This is a genomic window from Streptomyces sp. NPDC053750 (assembly GCF_044544295.1).
In the GTDB taxonomy this organism is placed as follows: Bacteria; Actinomycetota; Actinomycetes; order Streptomycetales; family Streptomycetaceae; genus Streptomyces.
Genome location: NZ_JBITXB010000046.1, coordinates 1 through 14,588, shown reverse-complemented (window position 1 = coordinate 14,588; position 14,588 = coordinate 1). Strand labels below are relative to the sequence as shown.

Annotated in this window: 14 protein-coding genes and 1 pseudogene; 14 read left to right on the top strand and 1 reads right to left on the bottom strand. The window is 69.8% G+C overall.

What is annotated here, in order from left to right; all coding sequences use genetic code 11:
* Positions 1–120 precede the first annotated feature (120 nt).
* The 5 genes from ACIGO6_RS41175 to ACIGO6_RS41155 all read left to right on the top strand — a co-directional run bounded on the left by ACIGO6_RS41175 (position 121) and on the right by ACIGO6_RS41155 (position 4,735).
* Positions 121–591, top strand: a complete 471-nt coding sequence (locus ACIGO6_RS41175; RefSeq protein ID WP_205386967.1) for a hypothetical protein — start codon at positions 121–123, stop codon at positions 589–591.
* Positions 592–751: 160 nt separating this feature from the next.
* Positions 752–1,180 (top strand): hypothetical protein, encoded by a 429-nt coding sequence (locus tag ACIGO6_RS41170; RefSeq protein ID WP_363010581.1) that lies wholly within the window; start codon positions 752–754, stop codon positions 1,178–1,180.
* Positions 1,181–1,489: 309 nt separating this feature from the next.
* Complete coding sequence (locus tag ACIGO6_RS41165; RefSeq protein WP_399885851.1) at positions 1,490–1,936, top strand: hypothetical protein; 447 nt, start codon at positions 1,490–1,492, stop codon at positions 1,934–1,936.
* A gap of 405 nt (positions 1,937–2,341) precedes the next feature.
* Complete coding sequence (locus ACIGO6_RS41160; protein WP_399885849.1) at positions 2,342–3,115, top strand: hypothetical protein; 774 nt, start codon at positions 2,342–2,344, stop codon at positions 3,113–3,115.
* Between the two features lie 267 nt (positions 3,116–3,382).
* Positions 3,383–4,735, top strand: a complete 1,353-nt coding sequence (locus ACIGO6_RS41155; RefSeq protein ID WP_399885847.1) for a hypothetical protein — start codon at positions 3,383–3,385, stop codon at positions 4,733–4,735.
* A gap of 306 nt (positions 4,736–5,041) precedes the next feature.
* On the opposite strand, the gene ACIGO6_RS41150 is transcribed toward ACIGO6_RS41155, so the two are convergent.
* Positions 5,042–6,637, bottom strand: coding sequence for an ADP-ribosylglycohydrolase family protein (locus tag ACIGO6_RS41150; RefSeq protein WP_399885845.1), 1,596 nt, complete (start codon positions 6,635–6,637; stop codon positions 5,042–5,044).
* A gap of 305 nt (positions 6,638–6,942) precedes the next feature.
* On the opposite strand from ACIGO6_RS41150, the pseudogene ACIGO6_RS41145 reads away from it, so the two are divergent.
* From ACIGO6_RS41145 to ACIGO6_RS41105, 9 genes and pseudogenes are all read left to right on the top strand, one after another.
* Positions 6,943–7,401: pseudogene (locus ACIGO6_RS41145) on the top strand (HU family DNA-binding protein); the annotation flags it as partial.
* Between the two features lie 87 nt (positions 7,402–7,488).
* A complete protein-coding gene (locus ACIGO6_RS41140; RefSeq protein WP_399885843.1) occupies positions 7,489–8,310 on the top strand; it encodes a hypothetical protein in 822 nt (273 codons plus the stop codon).
* Positions 8,311–8,324: 14 nt separating this feature from the next.
* Positions 8,325–9,095 (top strand): hypothetical protein, encoded by a 771-nt coding sequence (locus ACIGO6_RS41135; protein WP_399885841.1) that lies wholly within the window; start codon positions 8,325–8,327, stop codon positions 9,093–9,095.
* Between the two features lie 188 nt (positions 9,096–9,283).
* On the top strand, positions 9,284–9,634 hold the full coding sequence (locus tag ACIGO6_RS41130) for a hypothetical protein (protein WP_166630427.1): 351 nt from the start codon (positions 9,284–9,286) through the stop codon (positions 9,632–9,634).
* Positions 9,631–10,236 (top strand): hypothetical protein, encoded by a 606-nt coding sequence (locus ACIGO6_RS41125; protein WP_399885838.1) that lies wholly within the window; start codon positions 9,631–9,633, stop codon positions 10,234–10,236. Before ACIGO6_RS41130 ends, ACIGO6_RS41125 begins: the two co-directional genes overlap by 4 nt.
* A 60-nt stretch (positions 10,237–10,296) precedes the next feature.
* A complete protein-coding gene (locus ACIGO6_RS41120; protein WP_399885836.1) occupies positions 10,297–11,283 on the top strand; it encodes a hypothetical protein in 987 nt (328 codons plus the stop codon).
* Positions 11,280–11,738 carry a hypothetical protein gene (locus tag ACIGO6_RS41115; protein ID WP_399885834.1) on the top strand — a complete coding sequence of 153 codons (459 nt, stop codon included), beginning with the start codon at positions 11,280–11,282 and terminating at the stop codon, positions 11,736–11,738. The genes ACIGO6_RS41120 and ACIGO6_RS41115 overlap by 4 nt, the downstream gene beginning before the upstream one ends.
* 66 nt (positions 11,739–11,804) lie before the next feature.
* Positions 11,805–13,166: a hypothetical protein gene (locus ACIGO6_RS41110; protein WP_399885832.1), complete on the top strand. Its 1,362-nt coding sequence runs from the start codon at positions 11,805–11,807 to the stop codon at positions 13,164–13,166.
* 24 nt (positions 13,167–13,190) lie between these two features.
* Entirely contained in the window at positions 13,191–14,564 is a 1,374-nt protein-coding gene (locus tag ACIGO6_RS41105; protein ID WP_399885830.1) for an Eco57I restriction-modification methylase domain-containing protein, read from the top strand.
* The last annotated feature ends 24 nt before the right edge of the window (positions 14,565–14,588 follow it).

The following is a 14,588-nucleotide window of genomic DNA, read 5'->3' as shown; positions in this document are numbered from 1 at the left end:
CGTCGCAATCCACACCGAACCGGAAGGCCCTCACCTGTTCAAGATCCCTCAGCCGAGACCTGGCTCACCCGTCCACAACCTCCCGAGACAGAACAACTAGGGCTGACCAGGAGCGATTCGATGACAGCAACACAGCAGCAGTGGCGCCAGCGGTTCGCAGACCTCGTCGCAGGCAACCACAGTGCGACCGGGGACCCGGTGGATGCCGGCGCGCGACTGGTCGTGTCGGGCCCTGACGGGACGGAGGTCTTCCGCGCCGCTCTCGCCCGCCACCACCGCTTCGAGGACGACGACGAACAGGTCATATGGATCAGGCCTCTGGTCGGTGGCCAGGACGCCGAGGGCGGCGGCTACCTGTTCAACCTCAACCTGACTCGGCGGCGATCTCTTTCGGTGGCCAGTGCCGACCTCGTGGACGACGGCGTGGAGATGGAGCTGACCACGGGGCAGAAGGCACGGATCGAGCCGGCCGACGGCCCCGAACTCGAGCAGCTGAACCGCTGGGACGACTTCACCAACCGCCTCACCCCAGAGGAGGACGCCGCACTGGAGCGGCTGGACGCGGACTCCTGGCACGGACGCTATGCGTGAGCAGCGCCGTCGCCGGTGCCGAAAGGCGGCCGCGGGACGTGTTGGCATGATGTCCCCGCGGCCCGACCGCCGCGAGACGACCACTGGCCGGCCCGGGGATGGGACGGCCTGCCGGACGCCCTGGTGGAAGAGCAGGACCCCACTCGAGAGGAGGAAGCACATGGCAGATCGAGCACATCCGGTGACCGAACAGCGGCACGCTGATCTGCGGAGCCCGCTGCCGGAGCACGAGCGCGACCTCCCCGTCGACGTGAGCTGGCTGCGCCGGCGCGCCAAGCTGTTCGCGACGGTGTCCGAGCGCAACTTTCACCTCGTCACCGATCTTGCGGCATACGCCTCGATCAGCGGCATGCCCTACCTCTCGCACTATGCCGCCCAGGTGTATCTGGGCCCGAAGACCGCACGGCTGAAGGTGCCGTTGATGGCCATCAACCTCGGGCTGGTGACCACGCGCGAGGAAGCCGATCGCGCCCTGGCACACGAGACCATGCACCTGGTCGTCCCCTCGTATGGTCACAAGGCGGCCGCTTTCGCTCGGGCCCAACTCCTGCTTGACCAGGTCGGCCAGCTCACCATCGCGCCGGCATAGGCCGACCACGTCCGCAGCACACAGGCCGGCCCAGCCGCTGCCCCACTCGTATCCCTGGGTGCAGCGGCTGACCGGCCGTTCCTTCCCTCGTTGTGTTGCGTATTCCTGTTTCAATAGGTACTGTGATTTATGCCGGGCGGGAGATTCCGCCGGCCGAAGCCGCTGTCCGCGGCCTTCGATTCCAGCCCCGGTGTCCATGAGGCGCGCCAGCGTGCCGATACGGACCCGATCCTTCTTCTCGGAGATCCGATGCCGAGCACTACGAGGACGCCTTCCAACCCCATTGAGGCCGCGGCCATCCAGGCCGCGGTGAAGCGCGCACAAACCGGACAGGCCAGCCGGATCGGTCCGGACCCGGCCCTCCATGGCCACGACACCGAGCTGCGGTGGGTGGAGGCGGTACTGCGCCACCGACTCTCGCTCAACTCCCTTGGCCGCCCGGTCAGCATCCGCACCAAGGACGACGACACCCATCCGCTCGTCGCGGACGGCCAGCACTTCCCCGCGGTGGCGCTGTCCATCCCCTTCGCGGACAGAACACTGAACTTCCTCGCGACCTACGACGACGACCGCCGCCTCACCTTCGACCCCATCGGCCCGTGCGACCGGTGCGGCAAGCCGGTGCCCATCGAAGAGATCAACTGCCTGGAAGACCTGGGCGACCACCTCCTCCAGACCCGCGACAGCCTCGGGGGATCCCCCCGCCTCCGTACCTCTCCCGCGCACGCCGACGGCTGCCTCGCACGCGGCAACTGATCGCGCTCCCCTCCCCGACGGGCGCCCCCGGCTGAATCAGCCGGGGGCGCCCTGCGTGAGGCGACACCTCACCACGCCGGCAGCCGCTCGGCAGGGTGCTCGCAACCCCGGGGAGACAGTGCGACGTCCGCGTCGTCGACGTCGCCGGGCCTCGCCGAGCTCCAGGGCCTCTTGAAGCCCGAGGTCAAGCGCACCTCCCACGGCCCACCGGCTTGATCGCCAGTCACGGTGACGACGCCCAGTTCGGCGGCCACCACCAGAGCAGCACGCACCGCCAGCGCCGGCGCCAGGACCGGCTGAGTTCGCGAGAGCCGACTGCGGCGTGATCGCGCTCGGATCCACGCACGCACGCGGCATGCCCGGCGCCACGCCCGCCCGCCTCCCCTTCGGAACACAAGGAACGAGATGTCTGAGAGCACGAACGCGACCGCCCGCACCGCCACCAAGCGGCTCCTCACCCAGAACTCGGATCTGAGGAGGATCGGCGTATTCAACTGGACATTGCCAGCTTTCGTGATCGAAATGCCTGATGGAAGCCATTTCAACGTATGCCCTCAGGCCGGCGTGTGCGCACAGTTGTGCTACGCCCGGGTCGGCACGTACCGGTTCAAGAACGTCCGCGCAGCACACATTCGGAATCTCCTCCTGTGCCGGGACAATCAGGAGGAATTCGAGAGGCAGATGACGGAGGAACTCACGCATAAAAGGTACGTCGGAAAGTGGATTCGCGTGCACGATTCAGGCGAGTTCTTCTCCGACGAATACCTTCTCACCTGGCTGCGCATCATGCGCAGCTCACCGGGCGTTCGCTTCTACTGCTACACCAAGGAGATCAGCCGCTTTAAGCGGCTTGTCGCCAACGATCCGCCCGAGAACTTCCTCTGGTGCTACAGCCTCGGAGGAAAAGAGGACCACCTCATCGACCTGAGCACTGAAAGGCACGCGGACGTCTTCCCTGACGTCGAAGCGCTGATCGCCGCCGACTACACCGACCAGACGGAATCTGACCTTCTGGCGGTGCTGAGCGAGTCCCCCCTCGTCGGAATCCCGGCGAACCGGATTCCGCACCTTCTCAAAAGGCAGGGGCAGGAGACATTCGGCAGCCTTCAGCGAGCGCGCGACGAGAAGCTGCGCGCGAAGAACGCTCGCGCGGGCCGGAAGTTCACGCTGGCGCACTGAATACTCGCGGGGGGTGTCTTCGGGACCGGACGGACACACGCCCGGCCCCGAAGGCACCTCCGTCGGCGCACGGAGGCACCACCTCGAGCGCGCGTTGCGTATTGTTTTACCGTGATGTACTTTAGCGCCTGCCCCTGCGCGATCGGGGCCGGCGCAGCCGTGGAGCCGGCGGTGCCGGCTCCACCTCGAGCTTGACCGACCAGGCCCCCACCCGCGGGACCTCGACCACGGCCTGCGGGTTCACTGCCGGTCCGACAAGGAGTAACGGTGATTCCCGCCGACGCTGATGAACTCGTGACCTCACAGGACATCGCGGAGAAGTACGAGGCCAACGAAGGCAACGTGGCCTACTGGACCACGCTCCCGGGTTTCCCGGAGGGTTGGCCTTCTGGTCCCGGACGGACCTTGGTCCGCGACGCCGCGTTGGTGGACGCCTGGCTGAAGGAAAACCTGCCGGTCCACTGGGCGAAGGGGCAGGACTCGGACAACCCCTTCGGCCTGCCCGCCGGCAGGCCGAAGGACTTGGTGACGCTGTCGGACATCTGCGCGTGGGAGGGGAAGGCCCTTGGACGGACGGAGCCGGTACCGGAAGCCACCCTGCGCGGGTACATCTCCAGGAAGGTCCTGCCTGGCCCCGACCGCACGCCAGGTGACGGGAAGCGGCCGGAGGTCACGGAGCGGAAGTGGTTCCGCGAGACGGCCTACAACTTCGTGAACCGTAAGCGGCGCATGCGCCGGCAGACGACGGCCGAGGAGCCGGCGGTCAGCGAGCAGCACCCTGCAGCCGGCAGCGAGCTTCCGGACCGTTCGACCATCGCGCGCACCGGGCACCTGGACGCCCAGGGCATCGCGACCACGTACAGCGTCAGCGGACAGACGGCCCGGGGATGGATTCGCGCTGAGGGGTTCCCTGCGGCCGGCGAACACGGTTACAGCGCGGCCGAAGTCGACGAGTGGGTGCGCGAGAATCGCCGGAGTACCTGGGCCAAAGCGCAACGACGCGCTCAGCTGTCCAGCCATGCGTGGGCCGACTCGTCGGCAACCGACGAGGACGCCGGCATCCAGAAGGAACTCGCCGGCCGGGCGCCGACGGCGGAGCCGGCCGCCGAGGCGCAGGGCGAACAGGCGGAGCTCACTGCGGAGATGGTTGGTCCGCGGTACGGCGTCTCCGAGTACACCGGTCTCCAGTGGACCAAGGTCAAGGAGAAGCGCGAGGGCGACAAGGTCGTTCGTCAGGCTTTCCCTGCGCCGCGGAGCACGCAGCCGCGTACGTATGACCAGCACGAGGTCGACGCGTGGGTGGAGAAGCACCGTCCGCATGTCTGGGCGGCCTTCAAGGGAACCGGGCCGGCCCTGGTCCACGATCTGCCCGAAGGGGATCCGCGGGACCTGCTGGACATCTACGACTTCGCCGAGGTGCTGGGCATGACTACCCGTGGCGAGGCCCTCGCGCGCGAGACCATCCGTGCCTACCACGCCCGCGGACAGGTCCCGTTCGCCGACCGGACTGCCGATGACGGCAAGAAGCCTCGGGTCTTCCAGGATCACTGGTATCGCGAGACGGTCTACGAGTTCGTCCTCAGCCGCAGGGGATCCGGCCGCTTCGGTCCCAGGCGCTAAGAGGCCTTGGTGGCCTTGCCCTGTCGACCGGCTCCCGGCTTTTGACCGACCAGATGGGCCAGCCCACGGAACGGTAGGGCGGACGGTCGCTGAAAACGAGAGAGCCCGCCGGTCAGGCGACCGGCGGGCTCTCGGCCTTCCTGCTGGGGGGTCTCGCACGTCGTGGTGAGATCTGTCGGGTGTTCCCAGGTGCGTTGTCCGCCGTAGCGACGAGGGCGTCAAGTTCTTCATGCTCACGATGACGAAAGCGCGGCCTCCGGATGGAGGCCGCGCTTCTGGCTTCAGCGGTGTGGCGCGTCGCCCGGGTCAGCTGCGCTTGCGGAAGAAGCGGCGGCGAGGGCGGGACTGCGGCCGGTGCGGCTGCTGCCCGGCCAGTTCGTACACGGCGTCATGGAGCTGCGGGTGCGCCAGGAGGGTCCAGTGCTTGCCCAGGGTCGCCCAGACCTCCGTCAGGGCGGTACGGGGGTCCGTTCCCAGGAGCGTGCTGTACGTCGCTGCCACAGCGGGGGTGCGCGAGCGGCCCGCGACGCAGTGGAGGAAGACCCGCTTGCCTTCCTTGCGGAGCCGGAGCACCTGGCGGGCCGCCTGGTCGAGGGCGTAGTGGAGGTTGGAGTTCTCGCCTTCCTTGTCGACCAGCCAGACGCGGACGTGTTCGATGTCGGTCGAGGAGAAGATCGGCCCCTGCCCGACGCGGCACAGGGAGACGACCGCATCGACCGGCGGTGTGCCAGCGAACTCGGTCATGGGGAGGTTGCCGAGCAGGACTCCGGCGTCGGCGGGGTGCTGTGCGACGTAGCCCTTTCCGGCGGAGCCGGGGATCTTGACGCGCGGGGCCGACGGCCAGCCGTCACCGTCGTCCATGCCCTTGCGGGCGGTCAGGACGGCCAAGCGGACGAGATCGGGGCCGGACATCGTGGGCCAGCCGTTCACCGCCTGCTGCCAGGCGAGCGGGATGGCGGACACGCCCCAGCGCGCTCCCAGGAGGGCGCCCGCGATAGCGGCCACGGTGTCCGTGTCATCCCCCGCGCGGACCGCCGCTTCGGTGGCGAGCTGGAAGTGCTGGGCGGGGAACGATCCACGCTCCGGAGCCAGCTCGGGAACGGGCGTATTGGTGATGGCGGACCACGCGGCCTGGAGGGCCGTGACGACGTACCCATTGCGGGTCCAGTGGTGGGGCGGGTTCGCCTCGGCCTCGTCCAGCCTCGCGTGCCAGATCTCCTGTCGGTCCTCGGGGAGCAGCGCGATGCCATCACGGACTCCGTCGAAGTGGCCTTCCAGCACGGCGGTTCGGATGCCCGCGCACCACAGGATGCACGCTTCGACGCACTCGGGGTCGCTGTGGGTGAGGGAGCTGATCATGGTTGCGGCCTGGACCATTCCGTCAGCGTCGTCCAGGTAGGCGAGGGCGACGATGCCGGTCCGCATCAGCGAGCCGTTGCCCGCGCTGAACCGGGTGCGGGCGGTGTAGGCGTCGGCTTCCGCCGTCATGGCCTGGGCGGGCGTGCCCGTCTTGTGGTTCTTCGCGGCGCGGAGCACGCTGCTGGTCTGGGTCCCGATGTCGCTGGCGCCTCCGTCGCGCCAGCGGTGGAAGTTGCGGGCGATCTGGTCGAGTGCGGTCGGGCTGGTGAGGTCGGCGCCGGTGGACGCGACGGCGGCGATGCAGACGTGCATCTGGGTGTCGTCGGAGTACTCGCCGGGCTTGTAGGGGCCCAGGCCGCCGCCGATCATGGCGGGCTGCTCGTCGGGGCCCAGTCGACGGGCGAACTCGTAGGGGACGCCGAGGGCGTCGCCGCACGCGGCGCCGAGGAGGACGCCGGCTGCGCGGTCGATGGCGTGGGCATTGAGCGGGTGGGCCGCCGGGGTCAGGGTGGGGATCGTGGGGTCAACGAGCTTGGCATTCACGGGTGTTCTCCCGAGGTCATGTGCTGCGTGCGTGGTCTGAGGAGGGCGGGGCGGGGAGCGCGGCGTCAACTCGCCGTGCGCTCAAACCCGCTGTCGCTACGTCAGAGTGACACGACCGAACTACTGTCGTCAACATGACGATTAGCGTTGCCTGTTTCTTTTTCAGTGTGTACTTTAGTTGTCGTCGGAGGCGCTCGACCGTCCTGGATGACGCGCCCCGCTTCCCTTCGTCGGCACCGCGCCCCTGAACATCAGCGGCCGTGCGTCCGGCATCGAAGTGCACGCTCACCTACAGGAGTTCTGCCATGAACAAGGCCCAGCTCGTCGACGCGATCGCGGACAAGATGGGCGGTCGCCAGCAGGCCGCCGACGCTGTCGACCACGTGCTCGACGCCATCGTTCGCGCTGTCGTCGCCGGAGACCGCGTCTCCGTCACCGGATTCGGCTCGTTCGAGAAGGTCGACCGACCGGCCCGCTACGCCCGCAACCCCCAGACCGGCGAGCGGGTGCGGGTCAAGAAGACCTCCACCCCCCGCTTCCGGGCCGGACAGGGCTTCAAGGACCTCGTCAGCGGTGACAAGAAGCTGCCCAAGGGCGGCGAGGTCTCCGTCAGGAAGGCCCCCAAGGGAAGCCTCACCGGCGCCTCCGCCGTGGTGAAGAAGGCAGCGGCCAAGAAGGCCGCCACGAAGAAGTCGGGAGCGGGGGCCAAGAAGACAGGCCCGGCGAAGAAGGCCGTCAAGGCCACCCCCAAGAAGTCGCTCGCCTGATCCGCCGTTGCCGGGCCTCCACCCCGGCGTTCCCAGCTCGACGGCCGGGCGCTGGCGCGCCCGGCCGGACCGGAGAGACTTCTGATGAACTATCTCGTGATCGACGGCACCCGCGTCGTCTCTGCCCATCGGACTCTGGCCTCTGCCCATTCAGCGGAGGCGCAGGGGATCGGGCGCAGCACCGAGCCCGGTCCGCTGCTAGGCGGTGAACCGGCTTGGTGGACACGGCAGAACGGCGGGGTGGCGGAGCTCGGCATCCTTCGGACGGACGCGGCCGAGCTCGGCTTCCGCTTCGAACTGCGCGCCTGCCAGGCGCCAGCCGGCTCCTGCCACCACAGGCCATGCGGCACCTACGCCACGTGGGCGGTGAGCCGCTGGCACGGGCTCCTCAGCGAGCTCGCCGCGTTCGTACCCCTGTCGTGGATCTGGGTCGGCAAGCGCAGCGACGACCCCCGCGGCGACGCCCCGCAGTTCCTCGCCGAGGGGCGGGTCCTCGTCGACCGCCTGACCGCAGAGATGCGGGAACCCCTGCGGGTCATCGAGCTGCCGCCGGCGGACACGCGAACCCTGGACGAGCGGGCCCAGGCAGCTCACGCCCTTGTCGTGCGGTTCCTGGCAGAACATTTCGGCCCCGCCTCCGAACCGGAGCCCGTCGCGGTCCGTCCGGTCCTCCACGGCCACGAACTGCATCTGCGGCTGGACCCGTCCGTCCCGGCGAACCTGCCCATCTGCGGCACCGCCTTGCCGGGCCGCGGCACTGACGCCACCGGCGCCGAGCCGGACGTACACGCCTGTGACCAGTGCTTCGGGCGCGCCCCCATCGTCCCGCCGCCGATTCTCACCACCGCCGAGTACGAGGCGTGGACCACATACATCGGCCAGCCCGGCTCGCGACCGGCGAATTGAGGAGGAGTCACCTCGTGTCCCAGGCATCAGCCGTCGTCCCGGCCGGCTCGTCCAAGCAGACGGCGCTTCGCATGCTCCGGCGCAGGTCCTTCAGCGCCGGGTACCTGGCGCAGGTGATCGACCTTGCCGTGCGTGAGGTGGTCGCCAACCAGTTCGACGAGCCCGACGAGCGCGAAGCGGCCCTGGTCCATCAGCGGCTGACCCGCTATGCCGCGAACGGGCGGCCCGGCTCCGCCGAGCTCGCCCGCGCCATGCTGGACGTCAAGCACGCCTTGGACTTGGTGCGGAACGGGCACTACCGGGCCTCCGCCGTTCCCGAGAGCGGACTCGACACGGTCGTCTCCGCGGAGCAACTGCTCGAGCTGGTCGCCGAAGTCGGCCGGGATCGTGTGCTCGCGGCGCAAGGGGGAGCCCTGGTCGTCCTCGCGGAGGACGAGGGAGCTAGCACCGTCTACCGTCCCGTGTCCGCCGCACAGGCGAAGGCTCTGCGGCAGGCGGCACGCAGCGCGAAGGAGGAGGCGATCCGCCTTCATGAGGGTGCAGTTGATGTGCTGAGTCCGCACGTGCGCATGGCTGACTGGAGCAAGGACGACGGGTACGGAGTCGCGGTCGACGTGGTGCGCGACGGAGTGTCGGTGCAGTGGTGGCCGGCCGCAGTGCCCGAGTCCCTGGCGCTGTGGGAGCAGGGAGGAATCCGGCAGCTCTGTGTGGCGCTGCTGTCGGCCCGGTTCACCGTGTCCGAAGGGGATGAGCGGACACCCCACGCCGTGATGTTGCGTATTTAGATTTCCGTGTGTACTGTACTCGTGTCTGGTTGATCGGCCGCTCTCTCCTCCCCCACAGCCCCAACGCCGCCCCTCGTCGGCGCCGTGAGGGCGGCCGCCAGGCCACTGCACCGCTGCGTGGCGAACCCCGCAGCCCTCCATCTCACCGCCCCGGGCCGCAGAAGCCCGCCTCGAACTGGGAGACCGTCATGGGCCCGAGCACCCCCCAACCGCGCCGGACACCGCCCCTCGACTCGCTCAGGGAACTGGCGCCCGGCGCCGAGCTCGTCAAGATCCGCGCCAACCCGCACAACTGGAGCCAGGCCGTGCTCCTCGCCGCGTACACGTGGCCGCAGTACGAGGGCGACCGCCTGGTCCCCCTCGACCACGGCAGCTACCCGGACGACTCGCACAACACCGCTCTGACCATCGGCGAGTTCCTCAGCCGGTACCGGCAGCTCCCCGTCGTCCGCCAGCTCCAGGCCAGCGACGCCGCCTACACCTTCCTGGTCGAGCTCGCCCGCCCCTCCTGGGAGCTCTCCGGCGGTGATTCCCAGTGAGCGCCCCGGCGATCCCCGCGGCGTGCGCGCACCGTCCCACGCACGGCGGCCTGGTCGTCCCGTACGTCTCGTTCGAGCACAACGGTCTGCCGGTCTTCGGCGGGCTCCACCCGGGCAAACGCACCCGAGCCTTCGAGAACGGCCTGTGCCAGATCTGCGAACGGCCGCTGGAGCGGTGGTTCTACGTGCTGGTCCGCCCCCAGGACGTGGGCATCGGGTATGCGCCGGAACCGGGACTCCACCCGCCCTGCCTGATGTATTCGGAGAAGGCGTGCCCGATGCTCAACGGCACCAGAGCCACCTACCGTTCGGGCGGCGTCATCTCCCGGCATCCGGCGGGCCGTCCGTGCGACGACCCGGCCTGTTCCTGCCCCGCGACGGCACCCACCGCGGAATCCCTGGTGCGCGCCGGGCGCAAGGCCGACGACTGGGACGCCTGGATGCTCTCAGCAGACCAGTACGAGCTGCACCGTGACGGACACGGCGCGGCCGTGGGCATCCGGCTCCCTTCCGACCCGAAGCGCATCCGCCGCGTGCGGGTCTCCCCCGAGCGTAAGCGCGCCCTCGCCCTGGTCGCGGCGCTCCTTGATCTGGGCGCCTAGCCCTCCCCCCTTCCACGCCTGGCGAGCCACCTTGCCCGCCACGTTCTGCCACCGATGAGGATGACCGTGCTCGCTGAACGCTTCCGCCCCTCCGACATCGAGAGTCTGGTGCGCATCGCAGGCGCCCTGGCCCCCTCACTGGCCGCCGCCGAACTGCCCCCGCAGTACCGTGAACTCGCCCAGCGCGCTCACGCCGAGATCGTCGCCGAGGCAGCCGGCGGCCGGTCCCCGGCCGTCTCCGCCATCCTGGGGCCTCGCCCGGGCCAGCAGGTCTGGATGCTGCGCATCTGGACCCGCCACGAGGACACCACGGCGCCCTACGCCACGGAACGCGCTGCCCTCGCGGAGCTCGCCACGCACGTGCGCGGCAGCTGGGCCAACGTGGGCGGCCAGGGCGACGTGCCCGACGAGCCCCCGGCCGACGACGCCGAAGCGGTCGATCTCTACTACGGTCCCGACGGCGACGCGGTGCCCGATCAGGGCTTCGAGCTGTACTGCGAGGAGATCGGGCGGGCGCAGCGCTCCCGGATTGCTCCCCTGAACTTCGTCTTCCCCGACGCCGTGACGGCCGAGGGCCTCAACCGCGCCGCGGTCTTCTACCCCGCCGATGACCAGGGACCGTCGTGCATCGAGGTGGCCGGCGTGCTCGTCTTCGGCTACCTGGACGCCGAGGACGGCGTCGTGCGGGTCTCGGTCCACCTCGACAGCGCCGACCCCGAGCACGTCGTCCGGCCGGACGGGACCGTGCCGCTGCGCGTCGTCGTTGAGGACACGGTCATCCTCGACGACAGCAACCACTACGCCCCGCATCCCCCCGTACTGGAGCAGCTCCTGGACGCTGCCGATCCGGAGCAGCGGGCCGTGATCTCCTCGGTGGCGGTCTCGGCGGGGCTGATGTGGAGCTGCCCGAGCTGCCAGTGGCACAACCCCCGGGCGACGGAGCAGTGCGAGCGCCCCGGCTGCGGGCGCAAGGTCAAGGCAGCGATCCACCCGCCGGCCGCAGCGCTCGACCCGGCACCGGTCCTCGCACTGGAGGGCCCGCGATGACCAGCAACGCCTACCCGCCGGCGCCCAAGCATCTCCGCGCCGCGTGCGCACATCCCTCAGGGCACCTCGCATCGCACGGCAGCCGTACGACGCTCCAGATCTACCTGGACGACGGCTTGGTCTACCGCAACGACGGCGACGGTTACCGGCTGCCGCCGGAGAAGGCGCAGGCGCAGGGCGTCGGACCGTACGTCATCACCGGTGCCGGGCGGCGGTCGATCCTGAACGACTCCCAGTTGGCCGCCGTCGACTCGGCCGACGAGGACGGCGCGCTGAGGGACGTCACCTGGCCCACGGCCGCCGCCCTCGCCCGCCTCGCCCTCGTCGAGTACCGCGACGCCGACGGCGTCCCCCAGCCCACCGACGGCGACGACGGCCGCACCGGCCCGAAGCACCGGCCCTACCTCACTCCCGCAGGCCTCGACGCCGCACGCGCCGCGAAGCCGCAGCCCTGACCCTCCTGTCCTCCGGCGGGTGCGACCCTTCCCAGCCGCACCCGCCCCTGCCCCACAGGTACGCCCATGACTTCCCTTACGCTGTTCGAACCCGACCTCGATGCCGTCCCCGAAACGCCGTCGTCCGGCGGACCGGCTCCGGCCGAGGTCGCCTCCGCGGAGGCTCTGGCATCCTTCCGCGCGACGAAGCACAAGTCGCTCAACTTCGGCCTCGGCGTCGACTCGACGGCGCTGGCCTTGGCGATCATCAACGATCCGACCGCCTTCGGGATCGCCGAAGACTTCTCCGACTTCTCGATCGTGACGGCGATGACCGGGTTCGAGTTTCCCGACACGATCGCCGACGTCGAGAACCACGTCCTGCCGTTGCTGCGGGAGAAGGGCATTCGATACACGCAGGTCGCGCGGGCCGGGCGCCCCGACTCGGCAGGTGTCGAAGTCCTCTCCGACACCAAGAACCCCGGCAAGGTGTTGAGCCAAGGTCCATGGACGCTCATGGACGAACTGGAGGAGAACGGCACGGTTCCCCAGTACGCCGGCGGTCACGTATGCAGCCAGAAGCACAAGGCTTGGACGATCGACCGCCTCCAGCTCGAGCGAGCGAGCGGGCAGACCGTCGGCAAGCTCTTCGGCTACAACGCGGACGAGTACAAGCGCGCGGTCAAGGCGAACAAGTTCCAGGCCAAGCGCAACAAGAAGGCCGGCTACGAGACCTTCGCCCTGGACTACCCCTTGCTCAGGCTCGGCTGGGGCCGCGAGGACGTGCAGGGCTACGTCAAGGACCGCCTCGGCATCGACATGTCCAAGTCATATTGCCCGGTATGCCCGTTTGCTGGGGTGTGCTCGCCCCAGCCGGACCACCTGAGGCGGCTGCGGAAGTACCCCGACCTCGCCGCTCGCGTGCTGCGTCTTGAGTACCTGTCGATGGCCCTGAACGACAACAGCTCCCTCTACAAGGACGACACCTTGTTCAGGCGGGTCACCGACGACCAGAACGCTGAGGCGCTCGGCCAGTTCAACGCCCGGCTGGACGAGGAGCCGTGGGCGGTCTACCGGTTGCAGCGCGCCTACACCGCCGGCCGCCGGCCCGAGTGCCACACCGCGCACGGCGACCGCTGCTCCAAGCCCGAGTGCCGCGACAGCAGCTTCAAGGGCACGGTCTACCGATCCGTGAAGACCGTCCGCACCGGCAGCCGTTCCGAAGTCGGCACCTTCCTGCACAACGCCGCCACGGCCCTGGACCGCCCCGTCGAGCACTCCACGAAAGCCCACGGCGCCGGCATCGACCGCGTGCGCACCCGCGTCCGGCCGGACGCCAAGACCTACGGCACGGTCGAGGACTTCTACGTGACCGCCCCGGCCGGCGTGCAGGACAAGGCCCGCTCCGGCTTCGCCGGTGTCTGGGCCGCGATGACCGCCGGCCAGTAGTCCCCGATCCCCCTGCGAGGAGAGATGACCACACGCACCCTGCCCCCCGCCGCCTACGACAGACTCACCGCCGCGGTCGCGCGCGACACCGGCGATCGACGCACGGCCGCCCTCTGGAGCCACGCCGCGGCCCTCGTCCGGCATGCCCACGAGCACGGCCTGGCTCCGGCAGACGAACGCCCACCGGGTCCGGACGGCCTGCTGAAGTCCCTGGAGAGTCTCGCCGGCTGCCACCCCGCCCTGGCCCCGCTCGCCGATCCGGCCGTACTGCCGCTGCGGGAGCAGCCGCTCGGCTCCGCCGCCTGGACCGCCATCGAGGAGTTCTGGGACCGGCACCCCGCCCTCGAAGACGAGCGCCGCGCGGACGGCTACGCACTGGGCGACGCCTACCAGCTGCTGTCCGACGAAGCCCGCAAGGGGCGCGCCCTGTGCCAGACCCCGCCCTGGGTCGCCCGCCTCCTGCTGCGCCTGTCGCTGGAGCCGGCCATCGAGGAGTGGGGGCCGACCGACGTCCGGATGATCGACCCCGCCTGCGGGACCGGGCACATCGCCGTCGCCGCGTTCCACATGGCCCGCGTCCCGCCGATCCGCGGCCGCCGCTCCGCTCCGGTCGGGCACGGGCCGCGGGCCGTCGAGCGGGCTCTGGCAGCGGTGTCGGGCGTGGACCTTGACCCGTACGCCGCCGCGCTGACCGCCTACCGGCTCCTGGCGTGCTCGGCGTCCGTCCTCGGCGTGAGCCTGGACCAGGTCCCGGCGTCGTGGCCCGTCAACGTGGCCGCCGCCGACTCCCTGCTGGACCGCACCGAGCCTCTGCTCGCCGCCGGCGCCTACCACGCGTGCGTGGCCAACCCGCCGTACATCACCCCGAAGGACCCTGCCGTCCGCGACCAGGTCCGCGCCGCGTACCCGCAGGTGGCGGCCGGCAAGTACTCGCTGGCCCTGCCCTTCAGCGCGCTGATGCTCGAGCACCTGGCCGTCCCGGGCGGTTTCGTGGCGCAGCTGACCGCGAACTCGTTCATGAAGCGGGAGTTCGGCAAGCGGTACATCACCGAGTTCCTCCCCCGCTTCGACGCACGCTGGATCATCGACACCTCTGGGGCCTACATCCCCGGCCACGGAACACCCACCTGCATCCTCGTCCACCGGGCCCGCCCGCCGGTCGGCGACACGGTCACGGTGATCCGGGGCAACCGCGGAGAGCCCCACGTTCCGGAGGACCCCGCGAGAGGGCTGGTCTGGAGAGCGATCGAGGACGCGGTCGACAACCGGCTTGCCTGGGACCGGTTTCAAGCGGGTGCGGACCTCGCACGGCGCAGCGGGGGCATCACTAGGCAGTTTCGTTTGGATCACCGGGCGGACCAGAGGAAGATGCCTGCGATGTGGAGTCCGGCCAGGTAGATGGTGGCGGTCTTTTCGTAGCGG